Source organism: Flavobacterium celericrescens, assembly GCF_011392075.1.
Taxonomy (GTDB): domain Bacteria; phylum Bacteroidota; class Bacteroidia; order Flavobacteriales; family Flavobacteriaceae; genus Flavobacterium; species Flavobacterium celericrescens.
The window spans coordinates 500,679-517,494 of record NZ_JAAJBV010000001.1 but is presented as its reverse complement, the minus strand read 5'-3'; the positions used below and the strand labels follow the sequence as shown (position 1 = coordinate 517,494).

General features: G+C 33.2%; 12 protein-coding genes. 4 read left to right on the top strand and 8 right to left on the bottom strand.

All coding sequences use genetic code 11. The features are described from left to right. Positions 1–5: 5 nt before the first annotated feature. The 3 genes from G4L40_RS02390 to uvrC form a co-directional block, all read right to left on the bottom strand. The gene (locus G4L40_RS02390) at positions 6–1,472 is read right to left on the bottom strand and encodes an APC family permease (RefSeq protein ID WP_166235551.1); all 1,467 of its coding nucleotides are present in this window, start codon (positions 1,470–1,472) and stop codon (positions 6–8) included. A gap of 98 nt (positions 1,473–1,570) precedes the next feature. Then, positions 1,571–3,772: a patatin-like phospholipase family protein gene (locus tag G4L40_RS02385; RefSeq protein ID WP_166235550.1), complete on the bottom strand. Its 2,202-nt coding sequence runs from the start codon at positions 3,770–3,772 to the stop codon at positions 1,571–1,573. A gap of 5 nt (positions 3,773–3,777) precedes the next feature. Continuing rightward, entirely contained in the window at positions 3,778–5,571 is a 1,794-nt protein-coding gene (uvrC, locus tag G4L40_RS02380; protein ID WP_166235549.1) for an excinuclease ABC subunit UvrC, read from the bottom strand. 209 nt (positions 5,572–5,780) lie between these two features. Here uvrC and G4L40_RS02375 point away from each other — a divergent pair, with 209 nt between their 5' ends. From G4L40_RS02375 to G4L40_RS02360, 4 genes are all read left to right on the top strand, one after another. Further along, positions 5,781–6,746, top strand: a complete 966-nt coding sequence (locus tag G4L40_RS02375) for a succinylglutamate desuccinylase/aspartoacylase family protein (protein WP_166235548.1) — start codon at positions 5,781–5,783, stop codon at positions 6,744–6,746. Between the two features lie 63 nt (positions 6,747–6,809). Beyond that, a complete protein-coding gene (locus G4L40_RS02370; RefSeq protein ID WP_166235547.1) occupies positions 6,810–8,048 on the top strand; it encodes a pyridoxal-dependent decarboxylase in 1,239 nt (412 codons plus the stop codon). Beyond that, complete coding sequence (locus G4L40_RS02365) at positions 8,041–8,610, top strand: 5-formyltetrahydrofolate cyclo-ligase (RefSeq protein ID WP_166235546.1); 570 nt, start codon at positions 8,041–8,043, stop codon at positions 8,608–8,610. Before G4L40_RS02370 ends, G4L40_RS02365 begins: the two co-directional genes overlap by 8 nt. A gap of 4 nt (positions 8,611–8,614) precedes the next feature. Beyond that, on the top strand, positions 8,615–9,109 hold the full coding sequence (locus G4L40_RS02360) for a hypothetical protein (RefSeq protein WP_166235545.1): 495 nt from the start codon (positions 8,615–8,617) through the stop codon (positions 9,107–9,109). 4 nt (positions 9,110–9,113) lie between these two features. Here the strand turns inward: G4L40_RS02360 and G4L40_RS02355 are convergent, their stop codons facing one another. From G4L40_RS02355 to porZ, 5 genes are all read right to left on the bottom strand, one after another. After that, the gene (locus G4L40_RS02355; protein WP_166235544.1) at positions 9,114–9,734 is read right to left on the bottom strand and encodes a lipoprotein signal peptidase; all 621 of its coding nucleotides are present in this window, start codon (positions 9,732–9,734) and stop codon (positions 9,114–9,116) included. An 84-nt stretch (positions 9,735–9,818) separates the two neighbouring features. Next, positions 9,819–10,199, bottom strand: coding sequence for a TraR/DksA family transcriptional regulator (locus tag G4L40_RS02350; protein WP_166235543.1), 381 nt, complete (start codon positions 10,197–10,199; stop codon positions 9,819–9,821). A 52-nt stretch (positions 10,200–10,251) separates the two neighbouring features. Then, the gene (gene ileS / locus G4L40_RS02345) at positions 10,252–13,653 is read right to left on the bottom strand and encodes an isoleucine--tRNA ligase (RefSeq protein ID WP_166235542.1); all 3,402 of its coding nucleotides are present in this window, start codon (positions 13,651–13,653) and stop codon (positions 10,252–10,254) included. A gap of 121 nt (positions 13,654–13,774) precedes the next feature. After that, positions 13,775–14,488 (bottom strand): DNA repair protein RecO, encoded by a 714-nt coding sequence (gene recO, locus G4L40_RS02340; RefSeq protein ID WP_166235541.1) that lies wholly within the window; start codon positions 14,486–14,488, stop codon positions 13,775–13,777. Further along, on the bottom strand, positions 14,488–16,776 hold the full coding sequence (porZ, locus tag G4L40_RS02335; RefSeq protein WP_166235540.1) for a type IX secretion system anionic LPS delivery protein PorZ: 2,289 nt from the start codon (positions 16,774–16,776) through the stop codon (positions 14,488–14,490). The genes recO and porZ overlap by 1 nt, the downstream gene beginning before the upstream one ends. Between the last annotated feature and the right edge of the window lie 40 nt (positions 16,777–16,816).

The window sequence follows — 16,816 nt, the reverse complement described above, 5'->3', positions numbered from 1 at the left end:
TAATTTTATTGTTGATTTTCTTTCCCTAATTTGGCATTTCGTTTTCCATAAAGAAAATACACTATTATTCCGATAACCAACCACCCTAAAGAAAGCATTTGAGCTTCTTTACTTAAGTTAATCATCAAATATGTATTAATAAGTATTCCGCAAACGGCAATTACAGGTAAAGCAGGTACTTTAAATGTTCTTTCTATGTTTGGTTGTTTAACTCTTAGTATCCATACCGCAACACAAACCATGGTAAAGGCAAATAGCGTCCCAAAACTTGTCATGTCGGCCAATTTATTAATTGGAGTAAATGCAGCAACAATAGCAATCACACCTCCTAATATCATTAAATTTGTTTTTGGTGTTCCAGAAATTGGATTAATTCTTGAAAATACTTGAGGAATAAGTCCGTCTTTTGACATTCCTAAGAAAATTCTAGATTGACCCATAATCATAACCATTAATACAGAAATTAATCCGACAGTAGCAGCAATGGTGATAATATATCCTGCCCATGCTTGACCAGCAATATCAAAAGCATAAGCAACTGGAGCTTTAATTGCATCTGGATATTGTCCTAGTGGATCAAAATCTTTATAATTCATCATTCCTGTTAATACAAGTGAAACAAGAATATATAAAAGCGTACAAATTAATAAAGACGCAATAATTGCAAAAGGAACGTCTTTTTTAGGATTTTTAGCTTCTCCCGCCTGTGTTGATACAGCATCAAATCCAACATAAGCAAAAAAGATTGCCGCGGCTCCAGAAACAATTCCAGCTATACCATATGCATCATGAGTGGTTTCTTTATCTATAATTTGTGTTGCCTCAGGAATAAATGGCGTCCAATTTTCAATATTAATAAAGAAAGCTCCAGCAATAATTACAAATATAATAGCTGAAACTTTAAGAATAACTATTAAATTATTTGCTTTAGCTGCACTTTGAGTTCCTTTGATTAATATAGAAATCACAAACAAAACTATTAAGAAAGCAGGTAAGTTCATTGAAAACCCTTCTCCTGTATAACTCGCTGGATCTGAAGTTAGCCATTCCGGAAGCTTTATTCCAAACATTTTGAGTAGTTTATTAAAATATCCGGACCAAGACACTGCGACAGTCATTGACCCCATGGCATATTCTAATATTAATCCCCAACCAATTATCCATGCAAAAATTTCGCCAATTGTTCCATAGGCATAAGCATAAGCCGAACCTTCAACAGGTAAAATTGATGCAAACTCTGAATAGCAAAGGGCTGCAAAAACACATGCTATACCGGCGATGATAAAAGAAATTGCCAAAGCAGGGCCAGCATGATAATAAGCACCTGTTCCTGTTAAAACAAAAATTCCTCCACCAATAATAGCTCCTACTCCAATTGCAGTCAAACTCCATTTTCCGAGAACTTTCTTCAATTCACTTTTTTTCATATCAGCTTCAAAAGCAGAAACTGGTTTAACTCTCCAAATAGACATAAATAATTATTTAAAATTTGAGTTCCAAAAATAAACTTTTTTGAAAACAATACGACAGAAAATTACATTTAATGTATTTTTTTTGTGATTTTTTGATTTTAAAACCAAAAACCTACCGAAAACCAAGTGAAGTGATCACCCGTTTCAGGCGACCAAGAATGTTTTATTTCTAAAGGTCCAATAATAGATTCCATCCCATAGCCAATACCATAACCCGTATATCGAGGCTTTACCAACCAGCCTTCTGTATGTTCAAAAATCCTATTACCCACATTAGCAAAATTTGCTGTAAAATTTAGATGGTGCTTTTTATAAAATTCATAATCTGTTGTTATAGATCCTTTTACATAGCTATCTCCTGCTAAACTTAAAAAATCATACCCAAGAAATGGCTTGATATTATTAACCGAAACAAAACCATAACCACCTAAAACAAAATCAAAAAATGAAATTGTTCGTTCGCCAATAGCAAATCCGCCTTCAGTTTGCAACTTAATTGTAGCTCTTTTAACGGGTTGAAATACAATTCCTATATCTGCTTTTGCTATAGAAAAACGTTCAAACTCATTTGTATAATCTGAAGAATATAAAAATGTTTTTAAATCTCCGGAAAAATACCAGCCTTTCTTTGGAAAATATTTTTGATTAAATGTGTCATACTTTAAATAGCCAAAAGCGGATAAATAATTGCTTTTATCAAAAACAGGCTTCGTATTTTGAAGTGTTTCTGATTCAATATTTAAATATTTAAACTCTAATCCAGCACCAAAAGAAAATTTTTGAGCGAAAATTGTTTGCACATATGCTTGATTAGTTAAGTCGGCAAAATCTATATTCACAGAATTTATTCCTAAATCGGTAAAAATTACGCCATTTTCAAAATCGGTAGCAATGTTTCTGTTGAAAGAATTAAATTTTGAATTAAAACCAAAGCTCCAATAAAATCCATTATCAATATAATAATCAAAATTATACCTGAAATTATCGCCCAAAATAACATCTAAAGAAGCAACATCGTTTTTTACAATCATTTTCTTGTGCGTATAGTTAACTAAAACACCACTTTTATATAAATCATCATAATGCAATCCGAATTTTAAAAATGTATTGTTCTTATTTTCTTTAAGATTTAATGTTAATCTTTCTCCTTTTTGTGTTTTTTCAAAAGAATAACTTATCGCACTAAAATTTTGTGTTGCATTTAAATTTGAAATTCCTTTTTCTATCTGCGTTACTGGAATTTTTGTGTTCTTTTTAATTTTTAACTTCCCTACAATATATGCTCTAGTATAATTTTCTAATTTATTAAAGGTAATATCTCTAATAAATATAGAATCATTTTGAACCACTCTGTATAAGGGTTTTTCATCTACATTTCTCAAAGGCAACAACTCTTTGATATATTCTTTGGCTTTTTCGTTTCCTTTTTTAATAATTTCTTGTCCTTTATCAAAAGATACAACTGAATAACCTTTAATGTCTGGTTGGATATAAATATTGGTTAAACTTCGTTTTCCTTCCATTTTTTCAATCATCGAAAAATTATTAATTTGAGATAAAACAGCGGTGACATCTTTTAATTGTTCTCTATTTTTTAAACCATCTTGCACATCAATTCCAATGATAAAATCAACGTCTCTATTTTTTAATTCTTCAATAGGATAATTATTAACTACACCACCATCTATTAGCAATCTTCCATTAATTTCAACAGGATTATACAATGTTGGTAAAGCACCACTTGCAATTATTGCTTGCGCTAAAATGCCTTCATCTAAAACAATTTGCTCTCCGGTTTCAACGTCGGTAGCAATACAAAGAAAAGGAATGGGTAGTTTATCAAAATCTCTCACATCACTTACATGTTGTGTTAATCTTGACATCAAATTAAAATTATATAGTCCTTTTGAAAGTCCAGAAGGCAATCCTAATTTAAAATTATTGAACGGAAGTGTTAAGGCATAAATTTCGTCATTTCGTTTTTCATAAAATGATTTTGATTCGCGCGGTGTATAATCTTGAAGTAAAGCATCAACATCTATTTTAGAAAAAATAGAGTCTAGTTGATTTCCTGTATAACCCGAAGCATATAAACCACCCACAACAGCTCCCATACTAGTTCCCGCGATATAATCTACTTGTATACCCAGCGAATCAATTACTTTTAAAACACCAATATGAGCTAATCCTTTAGCGCCACCACCGCTTAAAACAAGTCCGATTTTTGGTCGCGCATTTTCTTGTCCTAAGCTGATTTGGGTTAAAAATAGTAGGCTTACAAACAAGAAGATTTTTTTCATGTGCATTATTTATTATTCTTGTAAAAGTCGGAAATTTTTTTGGCTTTTGAAACACCTACAACCTCAGAAATTGCTTTTTCGTCGGCATTTTGCAATCTTTTAACACTTTTAAAATGTTTCATTAATGCAATCATCGTTTTTTCACCGATTCCTGGAATACTTTCCAAACTATTGGTTAAAGCCGATTTACTTCGTTTATCGCGATGATGCGTAATTCCAAATCGATGTGCTTCGTTTCGTAAATACTGAATCACTTTCAAGGTTTCCGATTTTTTATCCAAATACAACGGCACCGAATCACCCGGATAAAACAATTCTTCCAAACGTTTTGCAATTCCGATAATGGCAATTTTTCCTCTTAAACCTAAATCATCAATGCTTTTTAATGCTGATGATAATTGCCCTTTTCCTCCATCAATAATAATCAATTGTGGTAAAGGTTGATTTTCATCTAACATACGTTTGTATCTTCGATACACCACTTCTTCCATCGAAGCGAAATCATTTGGACCTTCAACCGTTTTGATATTGAAATGACGATAATCTTTCTTACTCGGTTTTCCATCTTTAAACACCACGCAAGCCGAAACTGGATTCGTTCCTTGAATATTTGAATTATCAAAACACTCGATGTGTCTTGGCTCTACTGATAATCGCAAATCTTTTTGCATTTGTGCCATAATGCGATTCGTATGACGTTCTGGATCAACGATTTGAATTTGTTTTAATTGATCTAATCGGTAATATTTGGCATTACGTTCTGATAAATCTAAAATTTGCTTTTTATCACCTAATTGAGGAACGGTAACTTTTATATTTTCACCCAAATCAATCGCAAAAGGAACCACAATTTCTCGTGCATTCAAATGAAAACGTTCGCGCAATTCTACTACGGCTAATTCCAACAATTCTTCATTAGTTTCGTCTAATTTTTTCTTTAATTCCAACGTATGCGAACGCACGATTGCACCATGCGAAATCTGTAAAAAGTTCACATATGCCATCGTTTCATCGGAAATAATAGAAAACACATCCAAATTGGTGATTTTCGGATTCAAAACCGTAGAACGCGATTGGTAATTTTCTAAAACTTCAATTTTTTCTTTGATTTTTTGCGCTTCTTCAAACTTCATTTCCATCGCCAAATCGGTCATTAATTTCTTGAAATCTTTCAAACTTTCTTTGAAATTTCCCTTTAAAATTTGACGGATTTTTTCGACTTGATTTTGATAGTTTTCAGCCATTTCATATCCTTCACAAGCGCCTTTGCAATTGCCAATGTGATATTCCAGACAGACTTTGAATTTTCCAGAATCGATATTCGCTTTTGATAAATCGTAAGTACAAGTTCGAAGTGGATACAATTCTTTAATCAAATCTAAAATCGTGTGAACGGTTTTAAAACTCGTGTACGGTCCAAAGTATTCCGAACCATCTTTAATCATTTTTCGAGTAGAGAAAATTCTTGGAAATCGTTCGTTTTTAATGCAAATCCAAGGATAGGTTTTGTCATCGCGGAGCAAGACATTATAACGTGGTTGTAGCTTTTTAATTAAGTTGTTTTCTAACAGTAACGCATCGGTTTCCGTAGGAACAACAATGTGTTTTATGGTTACAATTTTCTTAACTAAAACAGAAGTTTTATAATTGTCGTGGTTCTTGGTAAAATACGATTGAACCCGTTTTTTTAAGTTTTTTGCTTTTCCTACATATAGAATTTTTCCTTCCTTATCATAATACTGATACACACCCGGATTATCAGGCAAGGTTTGGATTTGAAGTTCTAATGGTGTTTGCATTTTTTAAGAAAAGAGTAAAGAACAAAGATAATAGATTTGTTTTAATTGGCACGCTGATGAAACGGATGCTTTGCAGCGCAGATGAAACGGATTTAAACATTGTGCTATTTGCTTTTAAAATGCATGTTCCAATAAAAAATTGATTTTTGAACTTGTTCTTGAACTTGTTCTTGAACTTTTCGTATTTTTAACACCTTAGAATCAACCAAATGACAGCCTCAAAACCACTTGTAATACTAAAAGAAACCATTTTAGCGGGCGAAAGCAAAACCATTAACATGGAAATTGCCAAGTTGCACACCATGAACAAATTGAAAATTCCCATTATTGTGGAACGTTCAAAACTAGATGGCCCAACGGTTTTATTCACAGCTTGTTTGCATGGCGATGAAATCAACGGAACCGAAATTGTACGTCAGTTAATCATTCAAAAAATCAACAAACCAAAACGCGGCACCATTATTTGTATTCCGATTATCAATATTTTTGGATTTGTTAATCAAACACGTGAATTTCCCGATGGTCGCGATTTGAATCGAGTTTTTCCTGGAAGCAAAACAGGTTCGTTGGCGAGTCGTTTTGCGTATTATATTTTGAAAGACATTATTCCGCACGTGGATTATGCAATTGACTTTCATGCAGGTGGCGCCAGTCGTTTTAATGCTCCTCAAATTAGAATTGTACCTGAAAATCCAGAACTTAAAGAACTTTCTGATGTTTTCAATGCACCTTTTACGTTGTATTCGAAAAATATTTCGGGTTCGTTTCGAAATTCTTGCGATAAATTAGATGTTAAAATGTTACTTTTTGAAGGTGGAAAATCATTGGATTTAAACGATACAGTAACACAAGAAGCTGTAGAAGGAACCAAGCGTTTTTTACATCATTTAGAGATGCTAAATCCAAGGAAAAAAATAGCAAATTGCGAAAATAAAACCATTTACATCGAAAAATCGAATTGGATAAGAGCTAAATATTCAGGGATGTTTCATGGTTTAACCGCGATTGGTAGTTTTGTTAAAAAAGGGGATTTATTGGCTACTATTTCTGACCCTTATGGAAAAATCGAACATAAAGTAAAAGCACCTCATGAAGGTTATATTATTAATGTGAATGATGCGCCAATTATTTATCAAGGCGATGCTATTTTTCATATTTCTACACATTTAGCATAAAAACCTAACAATTGTCATATTTTATTGATTTGGCTCTACGTATTTTCGCTAAAATTTTTAGGTATGCAATTTTGGAAAAAACTTACGCAAGAAGAACGAAAACAGAAAATACAATCGGCTCTAAAAGGAAATGTTAACTTTTCTAAAGACGCTTCATTAGGCTATCCAGCATCAAAATTAGACGGACGCGTTTTCTATGATGATGCGCCATTTTTAAAAGATGCGCCTACGCTTCAAACCTACGTTGCTAATCCAAATAACATTGGATGTCACACTTTTGGCACTTCCGAAAAAGCTTTTTTTGGCACACAAGAAATTGAACGCGAAGTATTAAATGTAATTGCCGTTGACATTTTTAAAGCCAAAGAAAATGAATTCGATGGTTATATCGCTCCTGGTGGAACGGAAGCAAATATTCAAGCCATTTGGGTTTTTAGAAATGAATTCATTCATAAATTCGATGCGAAATTAGACGAAATCGCCATTTTAGCTTCGGAAGACACACATTATTCCATTCCAAAAGCTTCTAATTTATTGCAAATTGATTGGTTGAAAATTCCTGTGGCTTTTGAAAATCGTGAAATTGATACAATTGCTTTGGAAAACATCATTTCGGAAGCTAAAAATAAAGGTAAAAAATACTTCATTGCGGTTTCGAATATGGGAACAACTATGTTTGGTTCGGTTGATAATCCTAATGATTATATTTCTGTTTTAGAGAAACACAGCGTTACTTATCGTTTGCATATTGATGGTGCTTATGGTGGATTTGTCTATCCGTTTAGTAATCAAAAATCGAATATCAACTTTAGTAATCCAAAAATTAGTTCGATTACGATTGATGCCCACAAAATGTTGCAAGCTCCTTATGGAACAGGTGTTTTTGTTTGCCGAAAAGGTTTAATCGAAAACGTATTAACCAAAGAAGCGGAATACGTTGAAGGAATGGATTTAACCCTTTGCGGAAGTCGCTCTGGTGCAAATGCGGTGGCGGTTTGGATGATTTTATTCACATATGGCGCTTATGGTTGGTTTGAAAAAGTGAGTGTTTTACAAATGCGTACCCAATTTCTATGTAATGAATTAGACAATTTAAACATCAAATATTTCCGCGAACCGTTTATGAATATCGTAACGATTCATGCCGAATCTATTCCAGAAAAAATTGCTGAAAAGTATGATTTGGTGCCACAACAACACAATGAACACAACAAATGGTACAAAATTGTGTTAATGGATCACGTAGAAGTAGAACATTTGACTAAATTTATAGACGAATTGAAAGCGTCTGTAAATGGATAAGAAAGAAGCAAGAAAAAAGAGCAAAGAAGCAAGAAAACTGATTTCTCAAGAGGAAATCGAAGACAAAAGCTTGGCGATTGCGAACCAATTGTTGCGTATGGACATTTGGGACAAATTGTATTACCATTTGTTTTTAACGATTGAAGAGCAAAAAGAAATCAATACCGAATATATCCTTCAAATTTTAGCGGGAAAAGATAAAGAAATCGTCATTTCAAAGTGCAAATTTGCTACTTTAGGAATGACGCATTTTTTATTAACGGATAATACCAAAATCAAAAAGAACAGTTACAACGTTCCTGAACCGGTTGATGGTTTAGAAGTGCCTGATGCGAAAATTGATGTGGTTTTTGTGCCGCTTTTAGCTTACGATAAGCAAGGAAATCGCGTTGGCTACGGCAAAGGTTTCTACGATAACTTTCTAAGTAAATGCAAGCCCGAAACGATAAAAATTGGGTTATCTTTCTTCCCTCCTGAAGAAAAAATTGAAGATGTTTCTGAAAGTGATGTTAAGTTGGATTTTTGTGTGACGCCTGAGGGGATTTTACAATTTTTAAATTAAACGTATGAAATTCAATTTTAAAATGGTTTTCAGAAGTTTTGTAGTATTCTTTTTGATAGTCGTACTAATTCATTTTGCAATACCTAAACTTGAATTTAGTAAACCTGAACTAAATAGAGGTTTTGGAACTTTTTTTAATATTTTTTGTGTTCTTTTTTCTGTTCTATTATTTTTAAAAATCAGAACAATCAAAAACAAAGTGATGACTATTATTTGTGCTATTTTGAATTTTACTTTTCTGCTCGGAGTGCTAATCAACTTCTATATTTACTCCAACAAAATTGACCCACAAACTCAATTCTTTGACATTTCGACTATTTATAGACATAAAAGTCAAAAAAATGACAAAATTATTTCTCAATATTATGTGAATTGGAAAACGAATAAACATATTCCAACGAATAATAGAGTTTATGATTTTGGGCCATTTCGATACTTTATCGAATATGATATCGATACATTAAATCTCGATACAAAAGAATGGGTAAAAGAAAGATAGATTTTTATTCTGCCGAAACTTCCTCTTTATCCGCATGAGCAAACGCTCTTTTATTAAAAACAATTAAAATACCAACACCTGTTGAAATCGCTACATCGGCTACATTAAAAATAGCGTTGAAAAAAGTAAAATGTTTTCCGCCAACACCCGGTAGCCACGAAGGCAAATTACCTTCCCAAATAGGGAAATAAAACATATCTACTACTTCTCCATGAAACCAAGTTCCGTAAGGATCATTAGAAAAAGCTGTTGCTACTTGATGGTAACTATCGTTAAAAATTACGCCATAAAACACAGAATCTATAATATTTCCTAATGCGCCAGTGAAAATTAAGGCAATGGCAACAATCAAAAAATTAGAACTATTTTTCTTTACAGCATCACACAACCACCATGCAATTCCACCAACAGCAATAATTCTAAAAAGAGTTAGTACAAGCTTTCCATATTCTCCTGGGATTTCTGCACCCCAAGCCATGCCTTCGTTTTCTATAAAGTGAATACGAAACCACTCAAAAACTTTTACTTCTTCGTTGATGAAAAAATGTGTTTTGATATATATTTTTGAAATTTGATCAATTAGCAAAATGCTAATGATTAATAAATAAGCTTTCTTTAAAGACATTTGCAATTATTTTTGGCAAAAATAGTGGTTTTTATGAAATAAAAAACGCTCCAAAGGGAGCGTTAGTCAAATTTTGTAAAAAGATTAACGTTGTAAATTCTTAGCTTCTATACTCATAGTAGCATGAGGAACAATTTTTAATCTTTCTTTCCCTATTAATTTGCCAGTAACTTTACAAATACCATACGTTTTGTTTTCGATACGAATTAAGGCATTTTTTAAATCTCGGATAAATTTTTCTTGACGAATAGCTAACTGCGAATTGGCTTCTTTACTCATTGTTTCGCTTCCTTCTTCAAATGCTTTAAACGTTGGAGATGTATCATCTGTTCCGTTATTTAAATCATTCATATATGCGCTTTTAATAAGCTCTAAATCGCCTTTTGCTTTTTCTAATTTGTTTTGAATAAGTGCTTTAAATTCTGCTAAATCAGCATCTGAATATCTAACTTGCTCCTCTACCATAATTTCAATATTTTATAGTGTTAAACGTGTTTTCAGTAAATCTTTCGATTTCCTATTTTGAAATTAATATACTTGTTTTTATATCATCAAACTCAATTTCTATACCATTTTCGATTTTTTCTTCGAAAATTAATGATTCTGTTAGTGTTTCTGACTTAATATACTCTGAATTTGCTAAAACGGCTTCCTCTAATTGTGCGTTTTTTTCCATTTTTACAACAATCTTATCAGTAACCTCAAAACCTGAATCTTTTCTAATATTTTGAATACGATTGACTAACTCTCTTGCCACTCCTTCTTTTCTTAATTCATCTGAAATTGTGATGTCTAAAGCCACTGTAATTCCATTAGAATTTGCAACCAACCAACCTTCGATATCTTGTGAAGAAATCTCTACATCATCTAGTGATAAAGTTATACTTTTTCCTGAAATATCAATAACCAACTCACCATCACGCTCTAGTTTTGCAATTTCTTCTTGTTTAAAATTTTGTATCTCTTTGGAAATCAATCCCATATCTTTTCCAAAACGCGGTCCTAATGTTTTAAAATTAGGCTTAATTTGCTTCACTAAAACACCCGAAGCATCATCTAATAATTCAACTTCTTTCACATTTACTTCAGCCTTAATTAAGTTAGAAACCGCCTCGATTTCAGCACGTTGATTAGCGTCAAGTACAGGAATCATAACCTTTTGCAACGGTTGACGCACTTTTATCATTTCTTTTTTACGAAGTGATAAAACTAATGAAGAAACCGTTTGCGCTTTCAACATTTTACTCTCTAACGACTTATCAACAAAGTTTTCAACCAAAACTGGAAACTGCGCCAAATGTACACTGTCATAATTTTCTGACGATGTTGCTAACGTTAAATCTCTGTAAAGTTTATCCATAAAAAATGGTGCAATTGGCGCTCCTAATTTAGAAACAGTCAACAAACATGTGTATAATGTTTGATAAGCCGCGATTTTATCTTGTGCATAATCACCTTTCCAGAATCTTCTTCTACACAAACGAACGTACCAGTTACTCAAGTTTTCTTGAACGAAATCAGATATAGCACGAGCCGCTTTTGTTGGTTCGTAATCCGCATATGCTTCATCTACAACTTGAATTAAAGTATGTAATTCCGATAAAATCCAACGGTCAATTTCTGGTCTTTCTTCTAATGGAACTTCGGCTTCACTATAAGTAAATCCATCAATATTAGCATATAACGAGAAAAACGAATACGTGTTGTATAATGTTCCAAAGAATTTTCTACGAACCTCAGCCACACCTTCGATATCAAATTTTAAGTTATCCCAAGGATTTGCATTCGAAATCATGTACCAACGCGTAGCATCTGGACCATATTCAGCCAAAGTAGTGAATGGGTCCACCGCATTTCCTAAACGTTTCGACATTTTTTGTCCGTTTTTGTCTAAAACTAATCCGTTTGAAACTACGTTTTTGTATGCGATTTTATCAAAAACTAAAGTTCCAATCGCATGTAATGTATAAAACCAACCGCGAGTTTGGTCAACACCTTCTGCGATGAAATCAGCTGGAAACGCTTTGTTTTCGTCTATTAATTCTTTGTTTTCGAATGGATAATGCCATTGTGCATAAGGCATCGCGCCTGAATCAAACCAAACGTCAATTAAATCCGTTTCGCGTTTCATTGGCTTTCCTGTTGGAGAAACTAAAACAATTCCGTCAACCACGTTTTTATGTAAATCCACTAAATCGTAGTTAGCTTCACTCATGTCGCCAATTTTAAATCCTTTGTACGGATTTTCTTTTTGGAAACCTGCTGCGATAGACTTCTCGATTTCGTTGTATAATTCCTCAACTGAACCCACTAACATTTCTTCAGTTCCGTCTTCACTTCTCCAAATTGGTAATGGAATTCCCCAATATCTAGAACGTGATAAATTCCAATCGTTAGCGTTTTTTAACCAATTTCCGAAACGACCTTCTCCTGTAGCTTTTGGTTTCCAGTTGATGGTTTCGTTTAAGTCGAACATTCTATCTTTGATTTCGGTTACTTTGATGAACCAAGAATCTAGTGGATAATATAAAATTGGTTTGTCGGTTCTCCAACAATGTGGGTAACTGTGGACGTATTTTTCAACCTTAAAGGCTTTATTTTCTTCTTTTAATTGGATAGCGATTTCTACGTCAGCTGAACGCTCTGGCGCTTCTCCGTCGTTGTAATATTCGTTTTTAACGTATTTCCCAGAATAATCACCTAAACCTTGGATGAATCTTCCTTGTAAGTCTACCAATGGCACAGGATTCCCATTTTCGTCTAAGACTAACATTGGCGGTACTTCTGGAGTAGCTTCTTTAGCAACTTTAGCATCATCAGCTCCGAATGTTGGTGCTGTGTGCACAATTCCAGTTCCATCTTCCGTTGTTACGAAATCTCCTGAAATTACTCTAAACGCATTTTCAGGATTTTGATATGGTAATGCTAATGGTAATAATTGTTCGTAACGAATTCCTACTAAATCAGCACCTTTTGCTTCGGCTAAAATTTGGTAGGGAATCTTTTTATCTTCTGATTTGTAATTTGTAAAATCAGCATCTGATTCTGTAGCAAAATACTTTCCTCCGAATTGTTTTCCAACTAAATTCTTAGCTAAAACTACGTTTACCGCTTCAAAAGTATATTGATTGAATGTTTTTACTAAAACATAATCAATTTTTGGTCCAACGGTTAACGCTGTGTTACTTGGCAACGTCCAAGGAGTTGTCGTCCAAGCTAAGAAATGAACCGTTCCAAAACCTTGTAAAAAACTTGGTAACGTTTCGTCTTTTGCTTTGAATTGCGCTACAATCGTGGTATCCGTAACATCACGGTATGAACCTGGTTGATTCACTTCGTGTGAAGATAAACCTGTTCCCGCTTTTGGAGAATACGGTTGGATTGTGTAACCTTTGTATAGTAAATCTTTGTTATAAATTTGTTTTAGCAACCACCAAACGGTTTCCATGTATTTGGATTTGTATGTCACATAAGGATCTTCCATATCTACCCAATATCCCATTTTTTCCGTAAGGTCATTCCATACGTCGGTGTAACGCATAACCGTTCTTTTACACGCTTCGTTGTATTCAGTAACCGAAATGGTTTTTCCGATATCTTCTTTGGTGATGCCTAATTCTTTTTCGGTACCTAATTCTACAGGTAAACCGTGCGTATCCCAACCCGCTTTACGCTTAACTTGGTAGCCTTTTTGAGTTTTATAACGACAAAAAATATCCTTAATCGCACGCGCCATCACGTGGTGAATTCCAGGCAAACCATTTGCAGATGGTGGCCCTTCAAAAAACACGTAAGGTGTAGCTCCTTCGCGAGAAGTAACCGATTGCTCAAAGACGTTATTTTTCTTCCAAAAATCAAGAACTTCTGACGCTACTGTTGGCAAGTCAAGTCCTTTGTATTCAGTAAATTTTGTACTCATTTTGTCGCTTTCTTAAATCAATTTGCGAAAGTAATGAATTTTAATAAAAGAGAATAGAAAATAGATAAAAGAGAATAGACTTTTATCGAAAATTTAGAAAGAAAGATGATTTTTTATTATTTTATGAAAATACTTCCTTTAAAACTTCTAACGATTTTGGTTTTTTGAAGCCTTCGAGATGTAACGTGTAAAAATCTAAGAGGATTTTTAGCAAAATTTGGCGTTCAATCCCAGCAAATACTTTTTGGTCGGCATCAAATCTTAAGTCCAATAGTTTTTTAAACAAATGCGTTTCGTGTTCGGTTAATGAATTTACACTTTGAAAAGGTGTAAAATAACCTTCTTTAGTATCAAAAAAAGGAAAATCAATTTCAGTCACATCGGGATAAAAACCTAAGTATTTAGTAACTTCCATCATTAAAATTAGATGAAAATTTGCCATTTCGTCGTGTGTATCTAACCAAAGTAAAGCTGTTTCTAAAAAGGAAAATAAGTTTTGATTTTTCTCTTCTTCTTTGATGGCGTGATGTAAAATTTCAGAGAGAAAAATTACAATCGTGCTTTTAACGATATCTGTGTTTATGGTATAATAACTATGTGCTAATCGGATTTCTTTAAAATGTTCGAGTGTACCTTTGTTTTTGTGATTGGCTTCGATTTCAATAATAGTTAATGGCTGAAAATATGCAATTTTTTGATTCGCTTTTTTATTGGAATATGCACTAGGAACGAAATAACTTTTCAAACCATCACTTTCAGTAAAACATTTGACAATCAAGCTTTTTTCTTGATACTTTAAGGCAGAAAGAACGATGGCTTTAGTTTTGACTAGCATTATCGAATAATCATCACTTTTTTAACCGTAGAATCCATTCCGTCTTCTGAGGCCACAAAAATCATATACACACCAGAAGCTACTTTGTATTTGCCAAACGCAGTAGTATCCCATTCAATTGTTCCGCCAGAAGTAGTAGTTTCGTGAACTAAATTTCCTTCTATATCTGTAATTTTTACATTTGCTTTATCAGTTAATCCGCTAATTTTTACCGTTCCTAAAAACTCTGGACGCACTGGGTTTGGATAGACATAAACATTTGCTAAATCATCACTTGGCTTCGTTGATGTACCTAAAAACGACACCATTCCTTTATCTGTTGCAAAAAATACTTCACCTGACACACCATCAATTTCTATGTCGTTTATATTATTGCTAGGCAAAGGAGAATTGTTTTTTGTGAATTGATAATTTGTTTGCTGTCCATTTGCAGAAACCAAAAACACACCTCCATCAGCAATTGAGACCCATTTTCTGTTTGCTCCATCAACTGCAATATCTAAAATAGTTTGCTGATAAAACAACTCTTGTGCTAAATCTCCTTCTTGAATAATAATTGAATTTGCTGTTAATTCCGTTTCGGTTATGAATCTATCAACAGAAACTACTCTTAATCCTGAGTAAGTTCCAATCCATAATTGATTTCTGTTGTCAACAGCTACACATCTTACATCATTATCTGGTAAATTTCCTGTTGTTGAATTTAATACTATAAATTTATTGTTGTAATTTTCATTAAATGCAATTAATCCATCATTTATTGATGGAATCCATTTTGTTTTGTTCTTATCAATTGCCATTGGTCCATATCTTCCTGTTGCAACAGTTGGAGCAATTCCATCCAAACTATAGGATTGCCATTGACCATTTGCGTTGAGAACTTTTATTGCTCTTTCTACAAAGGCATTTGTCATCCATAGATTTCCATCTTTATCAAAAGCTGGACTATTCACCCTAACATCAATGTATGTAGGATTTGGTGGTGTAAGAACAAGCGATTCCAAACCGTTTGGACCTGTATTAGCTTGATTAAAAAGTTCAATTGTACCTCCTTGTATTTTTAATAATCCTGAAAAATAAGAAGTAGCATAAATTTGTGTTTGATTATTAGGGTTAATTACCAAATCACATATTGATTTTGCTTGAAAAATATCGTTATATGGAATTAATTCCCAGCCATCATCTTTTGAATATTTACTGATTCCATATTCTTCAAGTGGATAAGGATTGTATTGACGCGTATAATCTCCATAAACTGCCCACAGATAATTTAGTGCTTTTTTTACTCTGAAAATATAATTTCTTACAGGTCCGTTCGGAGACATATTCTCAAAAACCGTTGGATTTGTTATATCAGTTGAAAACAAGCCGTCTTTTTCTGTTCCTATGTATAATTTAGTTCCAACTACTGTTGCTGCAGTAAACACTGCATTAAAATTTGGAATGGAAGTTATATTTGCTAATTGAGTAAAGGTTTGATTTAATACATAAACGTGATTTGACGTTGTAACTATTAACTCTGTTCCGTTGGTTTTTATTTTTAAACCCGCTTGTATATGATTTAAAATTTCTTGAAAAACTGTTCCATTATAACGATAAGTCCTTGCATTTGTATTCATCCCAATTAATTCGTTATTGAACGTTACAATTCCAGACCAATAACCCCCATCAAAGGTTTGCCATTGACTAAAATCATACAAATTTGGGTTGGTTAGATTTCCTTTTCGAATACCAAAATCTCTAGTTACCGCATAAATTTCATTGCCTAAAACCGTAGTTTGTAACACTTGTGTTTCTTCTCCTGAAGTTCCTATAAAATAGGTAATTATGAATTCTGATGTAGCTACATCAACTACAGAAATACCATAATCTGTTGAAATATAAAGCCTTCCGTTGTGCTCATAAAAATCATTAATCTTCTTTTTATTTGGTGGCACTGGCACTTCATTAATAATATCAACCTTTGTTGTTATTGAGCCGTCTGAATTAATTATTAACAACAAGCCGTTAGTGTTTCCAACAAACGTTTTGTTTGTTAATTCAGAATGGTGAATTGTGGTTATTGACTCAGGTTTTAATCCGTTTATGGAATTATAAATAGTTAAATCGCTTGAAAGAAGTGCTTTGGAAAAAACAGCATTTTGGGTTGCCGCAAAAACTTTATCGGTTGCACTTTCAACATCAACAATTTCGTTGTATGAAAAATAACCTTTCCATAACTGATTGTTTTGTTGCGCAAAAAACAACTGAGAAACAAAAATTAAATATATCCAAATGATTTTTTTCATTGCAAATGTTTACTACAAATATACTACAAACGTATTAATT